The sequence below is a fragment of the Corynebacterium sp. NML120713 genome, assembly GCF_001875735.1.
Lineage (GTDB): Bacteria > Actinomycetota > Actinomycetes > Mycobacteriales > Mycobacteriaceae > Corynebacterium > Corynebacterium pseudogenitalium.
The window spans coordinates 40,943-56,321 of sequence record NZ_MLCR01000024.1; the positions used below are offsets into that span (position 1 = coordinate 40,943).

Here is a 15,379-nt window from a genome sequence, read left to right on the forward strand (position 1 = left end):
CGGGTAGTGTGTGCTGTAGCAATTCTGTAGGTGATCGTACAGGGACAATGTGTGACTAACGTAGACGAGAAAACCAAGACCCCATCCAAGTCCCGGTCGCGGACGGGCCAATGGGTCCTAGCCATGCTCCTGCTCGTGGTGTTGCTGGCCAGCATCCCAGCTGTGTGGTTTATCTGGAACTACCAGCGGGCGAACATCCCGGAGCCGCATGAGATCGAAACGGCGCAGATCTCAAACCTCTACTTTAACGACGGCAAAACCGACCTGGCTCGCATCGTGCCGCCGGAGGGCAACCGCGTTCAGATCCCGCTGGAGCAGGTGCCAGTTGACGTGCAAAACGCCGTCCTCGCTGCCGAGGACCGCGACTTCTGGGACAACTCCGGCTTCTCCTTCACCGGCTTCGGTCGCGCCGTGATCGGCCAGATTACCGGCAACGCATCAGCCGGTGGTGGCTCCACGATTACGCAGCAGTACGTGAAGAACGCCCTGGTCGGCAATGAGCACTCCTATGAGCGCAAGGCCAAAGAGCTCGTCTACTCCATCAAGATGACCCACTCTTGGACCAAGGAAGAAATCCTCAACGCCTACCTCAACACCGTCTACTTCGGGCGCAACGCATACGGCATCGAGGCTGCCGCGCACGCATTCTTCGACAAACCGGCCAGCGAGCTGACGCTGGAGGAGGGCGGCGTGCTTGCGTCCTCCATCCAGCTACCGAGCCAGCTCGACCCGTGGACCAACCCTGATGGCGCGAAAGCCCGCTGGAACTACGTGATGGATGGGCTCGTTGAGACGAACAAGCTCGACCCTGCGAAGCGCGCCGGGCTGCAGTACCCGGAGACCCGCGATCCGTCGACCTACTCCGCCTACACCGAGGCGAGCGGCCCGAACGGCCTGATTAAGAACCAGGTGATGACGGAGCTGGCCACCATCGGCATCTCCGAGTCGGACCTTACCAACCGTGGTTTGAAGATCACCACCACGATTGACCCGAACTCGCAGTCAGAGGTTGAGCGGATTTCCCGCGAGCAGCTTTCGCTCCTGCAGGACGACGCCCGCACCGGCGTCGTGGCCATCGACCCGAAGACGGGCGCAGTACGCGCCTACTACGGCGGCGACGACGCCTCCGGCTGGGACTACGCCAACGCCGGCCTGCAGACCGGCTCCACCTTCAAGATCTTCGCGCTGGCCGCGGCCTTGCAGCAGGGCATCCCGCTCAACGCGATGTACTCGGCCACCCCGGTGACGCTGCCAGGCGGCCACGTAGTGACCAACTGGGACGGCGGCGGCTCCGGCATGCTCTCCATGCTCGACGCCACCCGCACCTCCTCGAACACCGCGTTCATGCGCATCCAGGATGACCTGGACAACACCACGCAGGACACCGCGGACATGGCGCACGCCCTCGGCGTGGCCCGCTCCATCCCGGGCATCCCGGTCACGCTGCGTGAAAACGGTGGCCAGCCCTACGAGGGCATCGTGCTGGGCCAGTATCAGTCCCGTGTACTCGACATGGCCACCGCCGTCTCCACGCTGACGAACCGCGGCCTGGCGCACCCGACGCACTTCGTGCAGCGCGTCACCGACGCCTACGGCGAGGTCCTCTACGAGTTCGACCCCGGCTACACGGAACGCCGCGTTTCCCAGCAGGTCGCTGATAACGTGATCAAGGCGATGCAGTCCGTCGTCCCGTACTCCAACGCCGTGCTGGCAGGCGGTCGCCCGTCCGCCGCGAAGACCGGTACCGCCCAGCTTGGTAACACCGGCCTGAACAAGGATGCGTGGACCGTCGGCTCGACGCCGCAGCTCGCCGTGGCCGTGTGGGTCGGTACCGCCGACAACACCTCGGCGATCTTCAACTCCTACGGCGGCATCATGTTCGGCGCCGACACTCCAGGCCGGATCTGGAAGAACGTGCTGGACTCCCTCCTGCAGGGCCAGGACTTCGAGTACTTCCCTGAGGCCTCCCCGGTGTACTGGGGCGTCAACCCCTACTCGGGCGGCGTGAACCTGGGCGGGTACTACGGTGGCTTCTCCGGTAACTCGACCACGGGCACCCCGTCGGACGCGGCAGCGCCGAGCAGCGTCGCCGACGCCCCTGCAGGCGAGGCCGGACCTGGCCAGCCGGCGGCACCAGCCCCCGCACCGGCTCCGGCTCCGGCGCCAGCACCGGCGCCCGCGCCGCGGCCGGACCCGGTACAGGACGCAATCGACCAGGTTATAAACGATATCTTTGGATAACGGAGCAACGATGACAGCAACCACGTGGCCTGACCCGAAGGATCGCGTCCAGCCAGCCCTCACCGAACCCGCCGCCCGCGGTTGGGTGGAGTTCCTCGGCGGACCTATGGGGCGCTTTGCCCAAATTGGACGCTCTAAGTTCTGGACGCCGCTGCGCACCATTTTCGCGCTCGCCTACGTCTTCATCGGCCTCGGCGCGCTCTCAAAGTCAAACTGCGCGATGGGCAAGCTTGACGACGCCGGCGTGATGCAGGTCAACTGGGACGGCAACCGCCAGTACACCTCCTTTTGCTATAACGACATCCTGCCGCTGTACGGCGGCCGCGGCCTGGACCAGCCGGGCTTCGTCTACGACTTCTCCTGGGTTGAGGGCGACCTGACTCGCTACATGGAGTACCCGGTGCTCGCCGGCCTGTTCCAGCAGTTCTGCGCGTTCATCTCCCGCAACACCTACTTCGCAGTCTCGCGCATCCTGCCGGAGTCCGGTTGGTACTTCTACGTCACAGTGCTCATCCTGGCCGCCATCTGGGTGGTTACGGCGCGCATGGTGGCGGAGCTTGCCGGCAACCGAATCTGGGACACGCTGCTCGTTGTGGGTTCCCCGTTGCTGATCATGCACCTGTTTACCAACTGGGACATCCCCTCAATCTTTTTCGTGGTGGCGGCGATGCTCGCCGTGCGGAATAAGAAGTACTGGCTGGCAGGCGTGCTGATTGGCGCCGGTACCGCGTTCAAGCTGTGGCCGCTGTTTATCCTCGGCGCATACCTGGTGTTGGCCATCCGGAAGCGGAATTTCGTGCCCTTCCTCAAGATGGTTGCCACCACGGCGCTGACCTGGGTTGCGGTGAACCTGCCGGTGTACCTGCACAACCCGGAGGCATGGAATGAGTTCAACCGCTTGAACACTGACCGCGGCTGGGAGTGGACCACCATCTACGCAGTGATCAACCGCGTCTTCGGCTGGAGCGGATTCGACAGTGGCGAAGGCGCCCCCGTCATCCTGAACACCGTTACGCTGGTGCTCTTCCTCGCGGGCTGCGCAGCCGTCCTCGTGCTTGGCCTGAAGGCGCCGCGCACCCCGCGCGTCGCCGAACTGTTCGTGCTCATCGTCGGCTTCTTCCTCCTCTTCAACAAGGTGTGGAGCCCCCAGTACTCCATCTGGTTCATCGTTCCCGCTGTCCTAGCCCTGCCGTACTGGCGCCTGCTGCTGACCTGGATGACCGTGGACATGATGGTGTGGCCAGTGCTGATGTGGCACATGATGGGCGAGGACCAAAAGGGCGCCCCGGGCGCGCTGCTGGACACCGTCATCATCTCCCGCGACGCACTCATCATCGCCATTATGGTGCTGGTTATCCAGCAGATGTTCGGCAAGCGCGAGGATAAAGTTGCTGCCGCACACAACGGCCACGACCCGCTTCTGACTACCCCTGAAGATTGGAAGGAGCCAGCATGGGATCCGCAACCGTTACCGGAATCGCCTCAATCGCAGTCGGATTCGGTTTCATCGCCGCAGCGTTCGTAGCGACGAACCGTCAAGAAATCCCCCGCGCCGTTGGCTACGGTCTTGCCGCTTTTGTCTTCATTACCGTCATTCCGGTGATCCTCGCGGTCTTCGTAGCCGTGCCCAATCCGCAGTAGGGCGGGGAGGGGGCGTCGAGAAGTATTTTGCCCAGCGTAACGGGTGGGGTACGCTGGTGGGGTTGCTTGACGCAACGACCCTCCTGCCACCGCACAATGCGGCGGCCGAAAACATTCAAATCTAGACCATAGGAGGTGATGAGGTCCGTGCGTCACTACGAAGTAATGATCATCCTCGATCCACAGCAGGATGAACGCACCGTTGCCCCGTCCCTGGACAAGTTCCTCGAGATCGTCCGTAAGGAAAACGGCAAGGTAGAAAACGTTGATGTGTGGGGCAAGCAGCGTCTTGCGTACCCAATCAACAAGAAGGAAGAGGGCATCTACGCTGTCATCAATCTTGAATGCGCAGCAGATACCGTCCAAGAGCTCGATCGTGTGCTGAGCCTGAGCGAATCAGTGCTGCGCACCAAGGTTCTGCGAACCGACAAGTAAAGAACGGCTTTCGGAACCACGGAAACGAAGGAGTCAAAACAATGGCACAAGGCGATACACCGATCACCGTCGTCGGCAACCTGGTTGCGGACCCGGAACTGCGGTTTATTCCAAGTGGTGCAGCGGTAGCGAACTTCCGCATCGCTTCCACGCCACGCCAGTTCAACCGCGACACGAATCAGTGGGAAGACGGCGAGGCCCTGTTTTTGACCTGTAACTGCTGGCGTCAGATGGCGGAGAACGTCGCAGAGTCCCTCGCGAAGGGCATGCGCGTTATCGTCAACGGTCGCCTGAAGCAGCGCTCCTATCAGACCCGCGAGGGCGAAAACCGCACCGTGTTTGAGGTCGAAGTTGATGAGGTGGGCCCGTCCCTGAAGTACGCCACCGCGAACGTGCAGCGCACGCCACGCGAGGGCAACTCGGGTTACGGTCGCCCACAGCAGCAACAGCAACAGCAGCAGCCTCAGAACATGGGTGGGTTTGGTCAGGCACCGCAGCAGCCTGCACAGCAACAGCAGCAGGCACAGCAGTCGCAGCCACAAAACGATCCGTGGAATTCGGCTCCACCTGCCGGTGGATTCGGCGGGATGGACGACGAGCCCCCGTTCTAAGCATTTCCCACACATAAGCATTTTCAACTCAAGGAAGGTTAGGATTCATGAAACTGATCCTCACCGCTGCCGTTGATAACCTTGGCGAGGCAGGCGAGATCGTCGAGGTCAAGGGCGGCTATGGCCGTAACTTCCTGCTCCCACGTGGCCTGGCTATCCCAGCCACCCGCGGTGCAGAGAAGCAGATCCGTGATATTCAGCGTGTACAGAAGGAGCGCGAGGTCCGCGACTTGGACCACGCAAAGGAGCTGCGTGATCAGCTCGACCAGCTGACCGGCGTGAAGGTGCCAGTGCGTACCTCCGAGAAGGGCAAGCTGTTCGGCTCCGTCAAGCCTGGCGACATCGCAGCAGCTGTCAAGGCAGCCGGCGGTCCATCCCTGGACAAGCGCCGCATCAATGTACCGAAGGGCCTTGTTACCAAGACCGGTGGATACCAGGTCAAGGTGAACCTCCACGACAGCGTGGAAGGCAAAGTGAACTTCGAGGTCGTTAGCAAATAACGACGATTACCGATAGGTAGTCCAACGACAACAGCTTGAGAACGGGTCCCGCTTGTGAGGAGCGGGGCCCGTTTTCGTTTGCCTACCTTCGCCTGTGGATAACTCTCCACAGTGAGGCGGTGTGGCGCCCATGTGACAATGCGTTTAGCGCACCGTAATCGCCTAGTCAAACCGGCTGGTAGCGGGTTTTCCACCGGGGGTGCCAACGGGTATGGTCTTGAATAAAAGTGGTGTGACCTGCGAAGATGTCGCTGTAGCGCGCGCTATCGATGGCTTTTCCACACACTCTCCACACGTTGTGCACATCCCCTGTGGATAGACCCCAGGCACAATAGAAAACTATTCACAGCCCCTGTGGATAACTCAACTGGCGGTACGTGAATTTCCGGGGTATCCGGTACGCTGTTGTGCAACACGAAAGGGTAAAGGGTGCTGCATGGCTGAGAACTCGAGTGCCGCGAGCTTCGACGATTTTGACGACGACTACGTTCCACCACCGGAGCCTCCGGAGTCCTCGGTGCCACCGGAGCCACGCCAGTGGGACGGCGGGTCGTCGAACTTTAACCGGGGCCGCAAGGACCTGAAGGAGTACCGCCAGCCCCCGCACGACGAGCGCGCGGAGCGTTCCGTGCTTGGCGCCATGCTGCTCAACCAGGACGTCATCACTGACGTTTCGGACGCGTTGCGCCCGGAGGACTTCTACTTCCCAGCGAACCAGCTGGTGTACAAGACCATCACGGACCTGTACTCGCACGGATCCGACATTGACGCGGTGGTCGTCGCAGGCCAGCTGGACCGCAACAACGAGCTTGAGCGCGTCGGCGGCGCCCCCTACCTACACACGCTTATCTCCGAGGTGCCGACGGCCGCAAACGCCCGCTACTACGCGGAGATCGTCGAAGAGAAGTCGATCCTCCGCCAGCTGGTCAACGCAGGTACGCACGTGGTGCAGCTCGGTTACGAGGGCGAAGACGGCATGGAGATCGACGCCGTCGTGGACCGAGCTCAGCAGGAACTCTTCCAGATCTCTCGCAAGAACGCCGGCGAGGACTACAAGGTGCTCGGCGACCTGCTGCAGGACACTGTCGACGAGCTCGCAGCCATCGCGCAGGGCGGTGGCCTGGAGCAAGGCGTGCCCACCGGCTTCATTGACCTGGACAAGCTCACCAACGGCCTGCACGCAGGGCAGATGATCATCATCGCGGCGCGCCCGGGCGTCGGTAAGTCGACGCTGGCGCTCGACTTCATGCGCTCCTGCTCAATCCAGCAGGGCAAGACCTCAGTGATTTTCTCGCTGGAAATGAGCGCGTCCGAAATCATCATGCGCATGCTCTCCGCCGAAACGGAGATCAAGCTGTCCTCGATGCGCTCGGGCCAGATGGGGGAACAGGACTGGGAGAAGCTCACCCGCCGTCTCGAGGAGATCCAGGACGCCCCACTCTTTATCGACGACTCCCCCAACCTCACCATGATGGAGATCCGCTCGAAGGCGCGCCGGTTGAAGCAGCAGCAGGGCCTCGACCTGATCGTGCTGGACTACCTGCAGCTGATGAGCTCCGGCAAGCGAGTGGAGTCGCGCCAGCAGGAGGTCTCCGAGTTCTCCCGTAACCTGAAGCTATTGGCGAAGGAGCTCGAGGTACCGGTGATCGCGATTTCCCAGCTCAACCGTGGCCCCGAGGCCCGCACAGACAAGAAGCCGCAGCTCGCCGACCTCCGCGAATCCGGCTCCCTGGAGCAGGACGCCGATATGGTCTTCCTGCTCTACCGCCCGGACTCGCAGGACCGCGACGACGAGCGCGCCGGCGAAGCCGACATCATCGTGGCGAAGCACCGCGGCGGGCCAATCGACACGATTCCGGTTGCACACCAGCTGCACTACTCGCGCTTCGTGAACATGGCGCACGGCTAATCCTGCACCCGTCCGGGGGTGGGCAGCCAAGGCTGCCCTTGCTTAGGGTTGGCTCGCCATGCATGACACGCTGCGCGTTTCTGGCTAGCATTGTGGCCTAACACAGTTACGAACGAAGGAAAAGTCACAATGTCTGTCCGAATGATGCACGACGCACCGTCCGCGTGCGCCCACACGGTGGCCCAATTAGAGGAACGTATTACCGTCGCGAAGAACCAGGATTCGACGATGCTGCTGAACCTCCCCCGCAGCATCGACGAGCTGGCCGCCACCTCCCAGCCAAGCGGTGTCCTGCACCGCCTCCGCGGCCTGTTTAGCGCGTAGCGCGGAAGCGGCGCAGCCGCAGCGAGTTCGTCACCACGAACACGGATGAAAATGCCATCGCTATGCCTGCAAGCAGGGGGTTGAGCAGCCCGATGGCTGCCACGGGGATGAGCACCACGTTGTACGCAAAGGCCCAGAACAGGTTGCCTTTGATGGTGCGCAGCGTCGCGCGCGACAGGCGGATGCCGTCGGCGGCGCTGACCAGCGAGTTATTCATCAGGGTGATGTCGGAGGCCTCGATGGCCACGTCGGTACCGGCGCCCATCGCCATGCCAAGGTCGGCCTGCGCGAGCGCTGCGGCGTCGTTCACGCCGTCACCGATCATCGCCACGCGTTTGCCCGCGTCCTGCAGGCTGCGCACGAGCTCGACTTTGTCGGCGGGGAGTACGCCGGCGGTGACGTTGGCGGCGTCGATACCCACTTCCTTCGCCACGGCGAGCGCGGTCGCGCGGTTGTCGCCCGTGAGCAGGTGCGGCTCGAGCCCCAGCTCCTTCAGCTTTTCGACGCCCACCCGGGAGTCTTCCTTCACGGCGTCGCGCACCGCAATAACCCCTTCAAGCACGCCGTCGACCTCGACGGCGACCACGGTCGCGCCAGTCGCCTCCATGGACTCAAAGTCGTCCCGGTATTCGCCGAGGTCAACCGTTGGGCGCCCCACCCGGACGTGTTTGTCGTCAACGGTCGCGCTGGCGCCGATGCCGGGCTCGTTCCGGAAGTCGGTGACGGACTCGGTGCGAGCGTCCTGGACGTAAGCGGTGATGGCACGGGCGATGGGGTGCTCCGAGTGCGCCTCCACGGCGGCGGCGAGTGCGAGGGCGTCGCTGCTGCCATTCGCGTCAACCACGGTCATTTCGCCGGTGGTGACGGTCCCGGTCTTGTCCATCACGATGGTGTCCACCTGGCGGGTGGATTCCAGGATCTCCGGGCCGCGGATCAACAACCCGAGCTCGGCTCCTCGCCCGGTGCCCACCAGGATGGCGGTCGGGGTGGCCAGGCCGAGCGCGCACGGGCACGCGATGATCAGCACCGCCACCGCCGCCGTAAACGCAGCGGCCACGCTATAGCCCAACAGCAGGTGCGCTACCAGGGAAACCGCCGAGATAGCGATCACGGTCGGGACGAAGATCTGCGCGATCCTGTCCACCAGCCGCTCTACCGGCGCCTTGCCTGCCTGCGCGTCCTTGACCAGTTGGCCCATCTGCGCCAGCGTCGTGTCCGAACCAACGCGCGTCGCCCGTACAAGGAGGCGCCCGTGCGTGTTCAGGGTCGCGCCGGTGACGTCGTCGCCCTCCTTGACATCGACGGGGACAGACTCGCCGGTGAGCATCGAGGCGTCGATCGCCGAGCGTCCCTCGACCACCGTGCCGTCCGTCGCGACCTTCTCGCCCGGGCGCACCACGAACGTGTCGCCGACCTTCACGTCGGCGATGGGTACGCGCGTCTCCACGCCGTCGCGCAGCACCGTCGCGTCCTTCGCCCCCATGTGCAGCAGGTTGCGCAACGCCTCGGAGCTACGCCCCTTCGCGCGGTGCTCGAACCAGCGCCCAAGCAGCAAGAACGTGATGACGACGCACACCGTCTCCAGATAGACCTCGTCCATCCCGGCAGAGTTCGGCGTCAGGCTCATGTGCATTCTCATGCCCGGTTCGCCCGCGTTGCCGAAGAACAGTGCATAGATCGACCACCCGTAGGCGGCCGTGGTGCCCATGGAAATCAGCGTATCCATGGTCATGCTGCCGTGACGCAAGTTCAACAGGGCATTGCGGTGGAACAGCGACCCTGCCGAGAAATACACCAGGGTCGTGGCAGCAAACGCCGCCCACTGCCAGTACGTGAACTGTAACGCCGGAATCATCGACACCAGCATCACCGGCAGCGACACCACCGCGGACCACACGATGGTCCACAGGAGGGTGTCGCGCTCGGGTTCGGAGGGGGCGTCGGCAAGCGGCTCGTCGGCGTCAGTGACCGTGAACGCATCGTAGCCCGCGTTCCGAATCGTTTTGATCAACGCATCAGGGTCCGCGAGCGCCGGATCGTACTCGACGGAGGCGGTCTCCGTCGAAAAGTTCACCGACGCCTCGACCCCCTCCATCTTGTTCAGCTTTCGCTGCACCCGCGACGAGCACGACGTACACGTCATGCCCGAAACGCCGAGTTCTATCTGTGCATTCGACATTAGAGCAGCTTGAACCCCGCTTCCTCAACCGCCTTATCGACGTCCTCCCTGCTCACCTCTGCGCCCTCAACCACAACCTTGCCGGTTGTGTGGTCAGCGTTCACCGAGGTCACGCCTGGGATCTCCCCGACCTCTTCCTGGATGCTGAGCTCGCAGTGCCCACAGCTCATGCCCTCAACCTGGAATGTTTGCGTTGCCATAATATTTCCTTCCTTCCTGCGGGAATCGCCCCGCACTTGTTAGTGTTGCATTGATAGCTGCCAATCTAACAAAAAACGAAAAGGAGCTACCTAATGGCCACAACCGACCTCACTGAGGAAACATTCCAGGAAACCGTTCTCGGAGAGGGCATTGTCATCGTCGACTGCTGGGCGTCCTGGTGCGGCCCCTGCCGCCAGTTCGCGCCTGTTTACGAAAAGGTCTCCGAGAAGCACCCGGATGTGACCTTCGCGAAGCTCAACACCGAGGAATACCAGCAAGTAGCGGTCGCCCTGGATATCCAGGCAATCCCGACGCTCATGGTGTTCCGCGACGGAATCATGGTCTACCGCGAAGCCGGTGCCCTGCCGGAATCCGCATTCAATGACCTCGTTGAACAGGTCAAAGCACTCGATATGGACGAGGTCCGCCGCCAGGTCGAGGCCCAAAACGCGCAGGAGGAACAGTAATGGCAAACCCATTCGTAAAGGGCTGGAAGTACCTGATGCAGTCCTTCGACACCAAGATCGACGAAAACGCCGATCCGAAGGTGCAAATCCAGCAGGCCGTGGCCGCCGCCAAGAAGCAGCACCAGGAAATCACGGAGCACGCAGCCGCCATCATTGGTAACCGCAACCAGCTCAGCATGAAGCTGGATCGCCTGCTGAAGTCCCAGCAGGACCTCGAGGCGAAGGCCAAGACCGCCCTCCAGATGAACGACGACGCCGCCGCTGAGGTCATCGCCACCCAGTTGGTGTCCGTCGAGCAGGAACTCGAGCAAACCAAGCAGGCGTACGCCTCCGCCGAGCAAGCCGCCCAGGAAGCTCAAGCGAAGCAGAAGGAATCCGAAGCGCGCCTGCAGGAGCAGCTCGCCCAGGTCTCCCAGCTGGAATCCCAGCTTGACCAGGCGAAAATGCAAGAGCAGACCACCAAAACCATGGACTCCATGAACCAGTTCGGTGGCAACGACAACGTCCCGACCCTCGACGGCGTCCGCGACAAGATCGAACGCCGCTACGCCCAGGCGCTCGGCGAGCAGGAGCTGGCTAAGTCCTCCATGACGGACCGGATGACCGAAATCGAGTCGGCCGGCAGCGATGTCGCCGCCAGCGCCCGCCTGGATCAGATCCGCGCTGAGCTTTCCGGCGGCAAGTCGGCTTCGTCCTCTTCCGAGGCCCCGAAGGAAATCGAGGACAGCAAGGATTAGGAAAACCTCAGCGCCGCAAACTGTAGTAACAGGATTGTAGTATTCCCCGAAAATAAGTTCGAAATGGGGATTACTACAATCCTGTTGCTCACATTTAGAAAAACCGCAGCGCACAACGCAGAAAGAATGCCCCTGCCCGACCTGAATGTGTCGGACAGGGGCCTTGTTGTATCGAAAGTGTGTTAGCTTTCGCGGCGAATGTTGATGAGTACGCCGCGGATGCCGGAGTGGAAGCCGTCGCGAAGGTTGACGCGCTGGGTTTCCGTCAGGGTGTACTCGTGCAGGGTCTCGCAGGCGAACTGGAGCAGCGGCCTATCGATCTCCGGCGGCAGACCGCCACCGGAAAGCATGTGGGCCTTGTCGCGCTGTTCGCTGGATGCGGCGTTCTCGAACCACCAGGCTGCGTACTGTTGTCCCACGTCGTAGGGGGTTTGGAAGCCGGAGGACGTCCAGACTTCTTCTGGCAGTGGGACGTAGCGGGAGCGGAGTTTGCGGCGCGGTGCCATCATCGACGGCTTCGGTGCCGGTTTGGGGGCCGGTACGTCGTCGGTGTCCTCGTCGGAGATGGTTTCCGGCTTCGGGTCCTCGGCAGGTGTTGCAGGCTCTGCCGACTTGACCGGTGTCGGTGGTTCCGTGGGGACCGGGCCAGGCTTTGGGCCGGGCTTCGGCATATCGGCAGGCGATGGGGTCGGCGGGGCCGCCGGGGTAACTGGGGTTTCCGTGGCCGGTGGATCGACCGGCTCGTCTGAAGCGGGCTCCTCAGCAGCAGGCTCCTCCGGCGCAGCGAGTGGGTCGGGTCCCAGGCCGGGCACTTCGGTGGGGCCTTGGTTGTCTTCGACGGGTTCGGCGTCGGCGATCGGGCGTTCCCGGATGCTTGGTGGGAGGGGCCCTTCGAGGACGCGGAGTTGCATGGAGTCTGCGAAGTCTTCGCGTGGGTCGAGGATGGTGGTGGTGTCGCAGGCGTGGCGGAGGGCGGAGGACATGGAGTCCCAGCCGAATCCGTAGAGGTGGACGCGTACGCCGTTGTTGGTGGCTTCTTCGACGCCTGGGATCATGTCGGCGTCGCCGGAGACAAGGACGAAGTCGCTGAACTGGCCACGTGTTGCGTTGATGACCAGGTCGGCGACGAGTCGGGTGTCGACGCCTTTTTGGGTGCGCCGCTCACCCCATTCGATGAGTTGCCCCGTACGGAGTTGGACCCCGTCGCAGGAGCGCAGCGCGCGCTGGTAGCGGTGGGGTCCGGAGTCGGGGATGCCGTCGTACCACATTTGACGGTGGATGGGTTGGTGGAGTTGGTGGCTGATCATGACTCCGAGGTTGGCGACTACCTCGGGTAAGTCGATTTCTAATTGTGCTCGCGCGCCGATTTCCCATGAGTTGTAAAAGCTCGCCAGTAGGTAAGAAGTGTCGACGAACACCAGTGTGCGTTCAAGCATGGCTCCTAAATTCCGATTCTTTATTGTCGTTAAATTCTTTTCATCACAAGGCTACATATGTTTGTGTGCCTACTCATGCTAGTAGTTCAAGAAATTTCGTAGGGGTCCTTGCGAGCTACCTGACCACAGTTCTATAGTTAGTTAGTGCAGTAACTAACCAACGAGCTCGAAGGGAGGAATGGTGGTTGGGGATTCAGAGCCACTCTTCGTGCAGATCGCGAAGTTAGTGGAGGACCTCATCGTCGACGGGACACTGAAGTCGGGCGAGCGGGCACCGTCGACAAACGAGCTCGCAGCCTTCCACAACATCAACCCCGCGACAGCACGCAAGGGCCTCGGCTTACTTGTCGACGCCCAGGTCCTCGAGAAGCGCCGCGGCCTCGGGATGTTCGTCACCCCGGACGCGCGCGAACGGATCCTGGAAACCCGCCGGGAAGCGTTCCCGGGTACGTTCGTTGCCCCTCTCATCGACGAAGCCGTCCGCGTTGGCCTTAGCCGCGACGACTTGATCGACCTTGTACATCGAGTAGCAGAAAGTAGAGGAATGTATCAATGAATGCCACGATTATCCGCGCCGATGGGCTGGAGAAGCACTTTGGTAAGAAGCACGTCCTCAACGGGGTGTCCTTCGACCTGCCGTCTGGCGGCATCCACGGGCTGTTGGGGCGAAATGGCGTCGGTAAGTCGACGTTGTTGCAGATTGTCGCCGGCCAACTGAAATCCTCCGGCGGCGCCGTCGAGGTGTTCGGCCTGGCTCCGTTCGATAACGCAGCGGTGATGGACCGCGTCGCGCTCACCGGCGTCGACGTCGGCTACCCGGCGAGCTGGAGCGGCAAGGACATTCTCAAGGGCGCGCAGCTGCGGTACCCGAACTGGGACGATGGGCTCGCGCGCCGCCTCATCGACGACTTCGACCTCGACGAGGCGCTCGGCACCACGTACAGCAAGATGTCGCGCGGCCAGCGCGCGATGGTCGGCAACATTGTCGGCATCGCCTCTGGCGCCGAGCTCACGCTTCTCGACGAACCCTACGTCGGCCTCGACGTCCACAACACCAACGTGTTCTACCGCCACCTCCTCGACGTCGCCGAGGGCGGGCGTACGTTTGTGATGGCCACGCACCATATCGAAGAGGCGTCGAAAATTCTGAGCAGCGCCCTGGTGCTGGGGCGCGACGGCAAGGTCAGCGCGCACGTGACCGCCGACGATGCCGACGCCCACGCCGAACGTCTCGGCCTGCACAACCCCCTGCGGCCCGTCGACTTCGGCGATGTCATCGAGCGCCTCCTGGAGGTGAGCTAAATGCAGACCTTTGTTCGCCCTGGCTTCTTCCGTGCGCAAATGTTCGCGGGCTCGAAATGGCGCTTCTGGATGACGCTCTTCGGCCTGTTCATGGGCGCGGCGACCATTTCTGCTGACTGGTTGGGCAGCGTCCCACTGGTCATTACAGCAGCGACGATGTCCTCGCTCCTCCTCTATATGACCCTTATTCCCGAGTCGAACGTTTTTCGTTCCTACGGGATGAACCGCAAGCGCGCCCTCGCGTACAAGCGACGCGCCGCCCTCGCGGTCTGGGCCGTACTTTGCATCCCGACGCTGATCGTGAGCCCATCGCTGTACGGCCTGCTCGCCATCGCACTGGTCACCGGCTGGCTTGCCCTATACGTAACTAACGACGCCACCACCGGCGAAGAACTCAACTCTTCCGACAACGGTTCGGCCATCATGGGGCTGCGCCTGGACCAACCGCTGACGTTCCAGCTCTTCTGGAAGCAGCCGCTCCTCTTGGCCGCGGCCTTCGGCCTTGGCTCGGTCGCCGTGCAGTTTGCGGTGCGCTCGTTCGCCGACAAAACATGGATACCGTTCGTCGCAACCATCCCTGACCTTTTCCTTTTCGGTTGCTTCGCGGCAATCTATTCTTGGGGCGCAAGTTCGTCGACGACCGCCCGCGCCTACGGAATCCCCCGCCGCACATGGGGCCTGCATGGGCTGGGGGCAGTGGTGGTATCCGCGGGGATCTACGTTGCGCTGCGTTCCCTTCCCACACTTCTCGACGCCCACACCCTCCCCTCCGCACCTGTCTGGGCGACGTTCATCTTGATCCTCACCGGACTTGCGATGCCGTTGGCATGGGGGCGCAACCAGTTGGTGACGTTCATGGCCATCATGATCCTCTGGCAATTCCTCCGTAACCCCGTGCCCTGGAAAGGAGTACTCGGTGTGGCCGGATGTGCGTTGCTGCTGGCGCTTGTGACGATCGCCCTGTACGTCAGTGGGCGCGTCAATGGCGCCCAAAAGAACCCTGAAATGAAGTTGTAAAAATGCGGTCTGGGCTGGCGATTTGTGTTGTTGTTGGTGTGTGTGTAACTTTATGTGAGTCAGCGAGACCGACAACGCCCCGCCAGACAGACTCCTTAGAGGGTTGGATGGTGAGATGGCGGTTAGGAAAACTACCGCTGGCCGACATAATGAAATAGGTTCTGTGATACGGCGCGTGTTTGCGTTGTTGAGAATGTTTTGTTAGTGTCAATCTTCGTCGCTTTGAATGCGCCACTGTGTTTTGTGGTGTGTTTGGGTGTGCGGTTGTTGTTTGAGAACTCGATAGTGTGCCAATGTACTTTTTATTTTTTTGATTGCATTGACTTTTGGTTGCGTGCTGTGTGCCATGTTTTGGTGTGTGCCGGCGGTGATGCTTGAA

At 62.0% G+C, this 15,379-nt stretch carries 16 protein-coding genes; 13 read left to right on the plus strand and 3 right to left on the minus strand.

From position 1 onward, the window contains the following. Nucleotides 1–51: 51 nt before the first annotated feature. From BJP06_RS10675 to BJP06_RS10710, 8 genes are all read left to right on the plus strand, one after another. The gene (locus BJP06_RS10675; protein ID WP_071573824.1) at nt 52–2,241 is read left to right on the plus strand and encodes a transglycosylase domain-containing protein; all 2,190 of its coding nucleotides are present in this window, start codon (nt 52–54) and stop codon (nt 2,239–2,241) included. A gap of 10 nt (nt 2,242–2,251) precedes the next feature. Then, a complete protein-coding gene (locus BJP06_RS10680; RefSeq protein WP_071573825.1) occupies nt 2,252–3,766 on the plus strand; it encodes a glycosyltransferase family 87 protein in 1,515 nt (504 codons plus the stop codon). After that, nucleotides 3,694–3,882: a hypothetical protein gene (locus tag BJP06_RS10685; protein ID WP_071573826.1), complete on the plus strand. Its 189-nt coding sequence runs from the start codon at nt 3,694–3,696 to the stop codon at nt 3,880–3,882. Before BJP06_RS10680 ends, BJP06_RS10685 begins: the two co-directional genes overlap by 73 nt. A gap of 138 nt (nt 3,883–4,020) precedes the next feature. Further along, a complete protein-coding gene (rpsF, locus tag BJP06_RS10690; protein ID WP_070361725.1) occupies nt 4,021–4,317 on the plus strand; it encodes a 30S ribosomal protein S6 in 297 nt (98 codons plus the stop codon). A gap of 41 nt (nt 4,318–4,358) precedes the next feature. Continuing rightward, nucleotides 4,359–4,928: a single-stranded DNA-binding protein gene (locus BJP06_RS10695; RefSeq protein ID WP_071573827.1), complete on the plus strand. Its 570-nt coding sequence runs from the start codon at nt 4,359–4,361 to the stop codon at nt 4,926–4,928. Nucleotides 4,929–4,975: 47 nt separating this feature from the next. Next, nucleotides 4,976–5,428, plus strand: a complete 453-nt coding sequence (gene rplI / locus BJP06_RS10700) for a 50S ribosomal protein L9 (RefSeq protein ID WP_070361727.1) — start codon at nt 4,976–4,978, stop codon at nt 5,426–5,428. 436 nt (nt 5,429–5,864) lie between these two features. Beyond that, on the plus strand, nt 5,865–7,337 hold the full coding sequence (gene dnaB / locus BJP06_RS10705; RefSeq protein WP_071573828.1) for a replicative DNA helicase: 1,473 nt from the start codon (nt 5,865–5,867) through the stop codon (nt 7,335–7,337). Nucleotides 7,338–7,466: 129 nt separating this feature from the next. Continuing rightward, nucleotides 7,467–7,661, plus strand: coding sequence for a hypothetical protein (locus BJP06_RS10710; protein WP_070361729.1), 195 nt, complete (start codon nt 7,467–7,469; stop codon nt 7,659–7,661). On the opposite strand, the gene BJP06_RS10715 is transcribed toward BJP06_RS10710, so the two are convergent. Continuing rightward, nucleotides 7,651–9,840: a cation-translocating P-type ATPase gene (locus BJP06_RS10715; protein ID WP_071573829.1), complete on the minus strand. Its 2,190-nt coding sequence runs from the start codon at nt 9,838–9,840 to the stop codon at nt 7,651–7,653. The two genes, BJP06_RS10710 and BJP06_RS10715, sit on opposite strands and share 11 nt — an antisense overlap. Beyond that, nucleotides 9,840–10,040, minus strand: a complete 201-nt coding sequence (locus BJP06_RS10720; protein ID WP_071565750.1) for a heavy-metal-associated domain-containing protein — start codon at nt 10,038–10,040, stop codon at nt 9,840–9,842. The genes BJP06_RS10715 and BJP06_RS10720 overlap by 1 nt, the downstream gene beginning before the upstream one ends. A gap of 93 nt (nt 10,041–10,133) precedes the next feature. On the opposite strand from BJP06_RS10720, the gene trxA reads away from it, so the two are divergent. After that, nucleotides 10,134–10,508, plus strand: coding sequence for a thioredoxin (trxA, locus tag BJP06_RS10725; RefSeq protein ID WP_071573830.1), 375 nt, complete (start codon nt 10,134–10,136; stop codon nt 10,506–10,508). Then, nucleotides 10,508–11,245 (plus strand): PspA/IM30 family protein, encoded by a 738-nt coding sequence (locus tag BJP06_RS10730; RefSeq protein WP_071573831.1) that lies wholly within the window; start codon nt 10,508–10,510, stop codon nt 11,243–11,245. The genes trxA and BJP06_RS10730 overlap by 1 nt, the downstream gene beginning before the upstream one ends. Nucleotides 11,246–11,427: 182 nt before the next feature. On the opposite strand, the gene BJP06_RS10735 is transcribed toward BJP06_RS10730, so the two are convergent. After that, a complete protein-coding gene (locus BJP06_RS10735) occupies nt 11,428–12,681 on the minus strand; it encodes an NYN domain-containing protein (protein WP_071573832.1) in 1,254 nt (417 codons plus the stop codon). Between the two features lie 178 nt (nt 12,682–12,859). Between BJP06_RS10735 and BJP06_RS10740 the strand changes: the two genes are divergently transcribed. Genes BJP06_RS10740 through BJP06_RS10750 form a run of 3 tightly spaced genes read left to right on the plus strand, consistent with a single transcriptional unit; the run spans nt 12,860 to nt 15,000 of the window. Continuing rightward, complete coding sequence (locus tag BJP06_RS10740; protein WP_070361735.1) at nt 12,860–13,237, plus strand: GntR family transcriptional regulator; 378 nt, start codon at nt 12,860–12,862, stop codon at nt 13,235–13,237. Beyond that, nucleotides 13,234–13,983: an ABC transporter ATP-binding protein gene (locus BJP06_RS10745; protein ID WP_071573833.1), complete on the plus strand. Its 750-nt coding sequence runs from the start codon at nt 13,234–13,236 to the stop codon at nt 13,981–13,983. Before BJP06_RS10740 ends, BJP06_RS10745 begins: the two co-directional genes overlap by 4 nt. Next, nucleotides 13,984–15,000: a hypothetical protein gene (locus tag BJP06_RS10750; protein ID WP_071573834.1), complete on the plus strand. Its 1,017-nt coding sequence runs from the start codon at nt 13,984–13,986 to the stop codon at nt 14,998–15,000. Nucleotides 15,001–15,379: the final 379 nt, after the last annotated feature.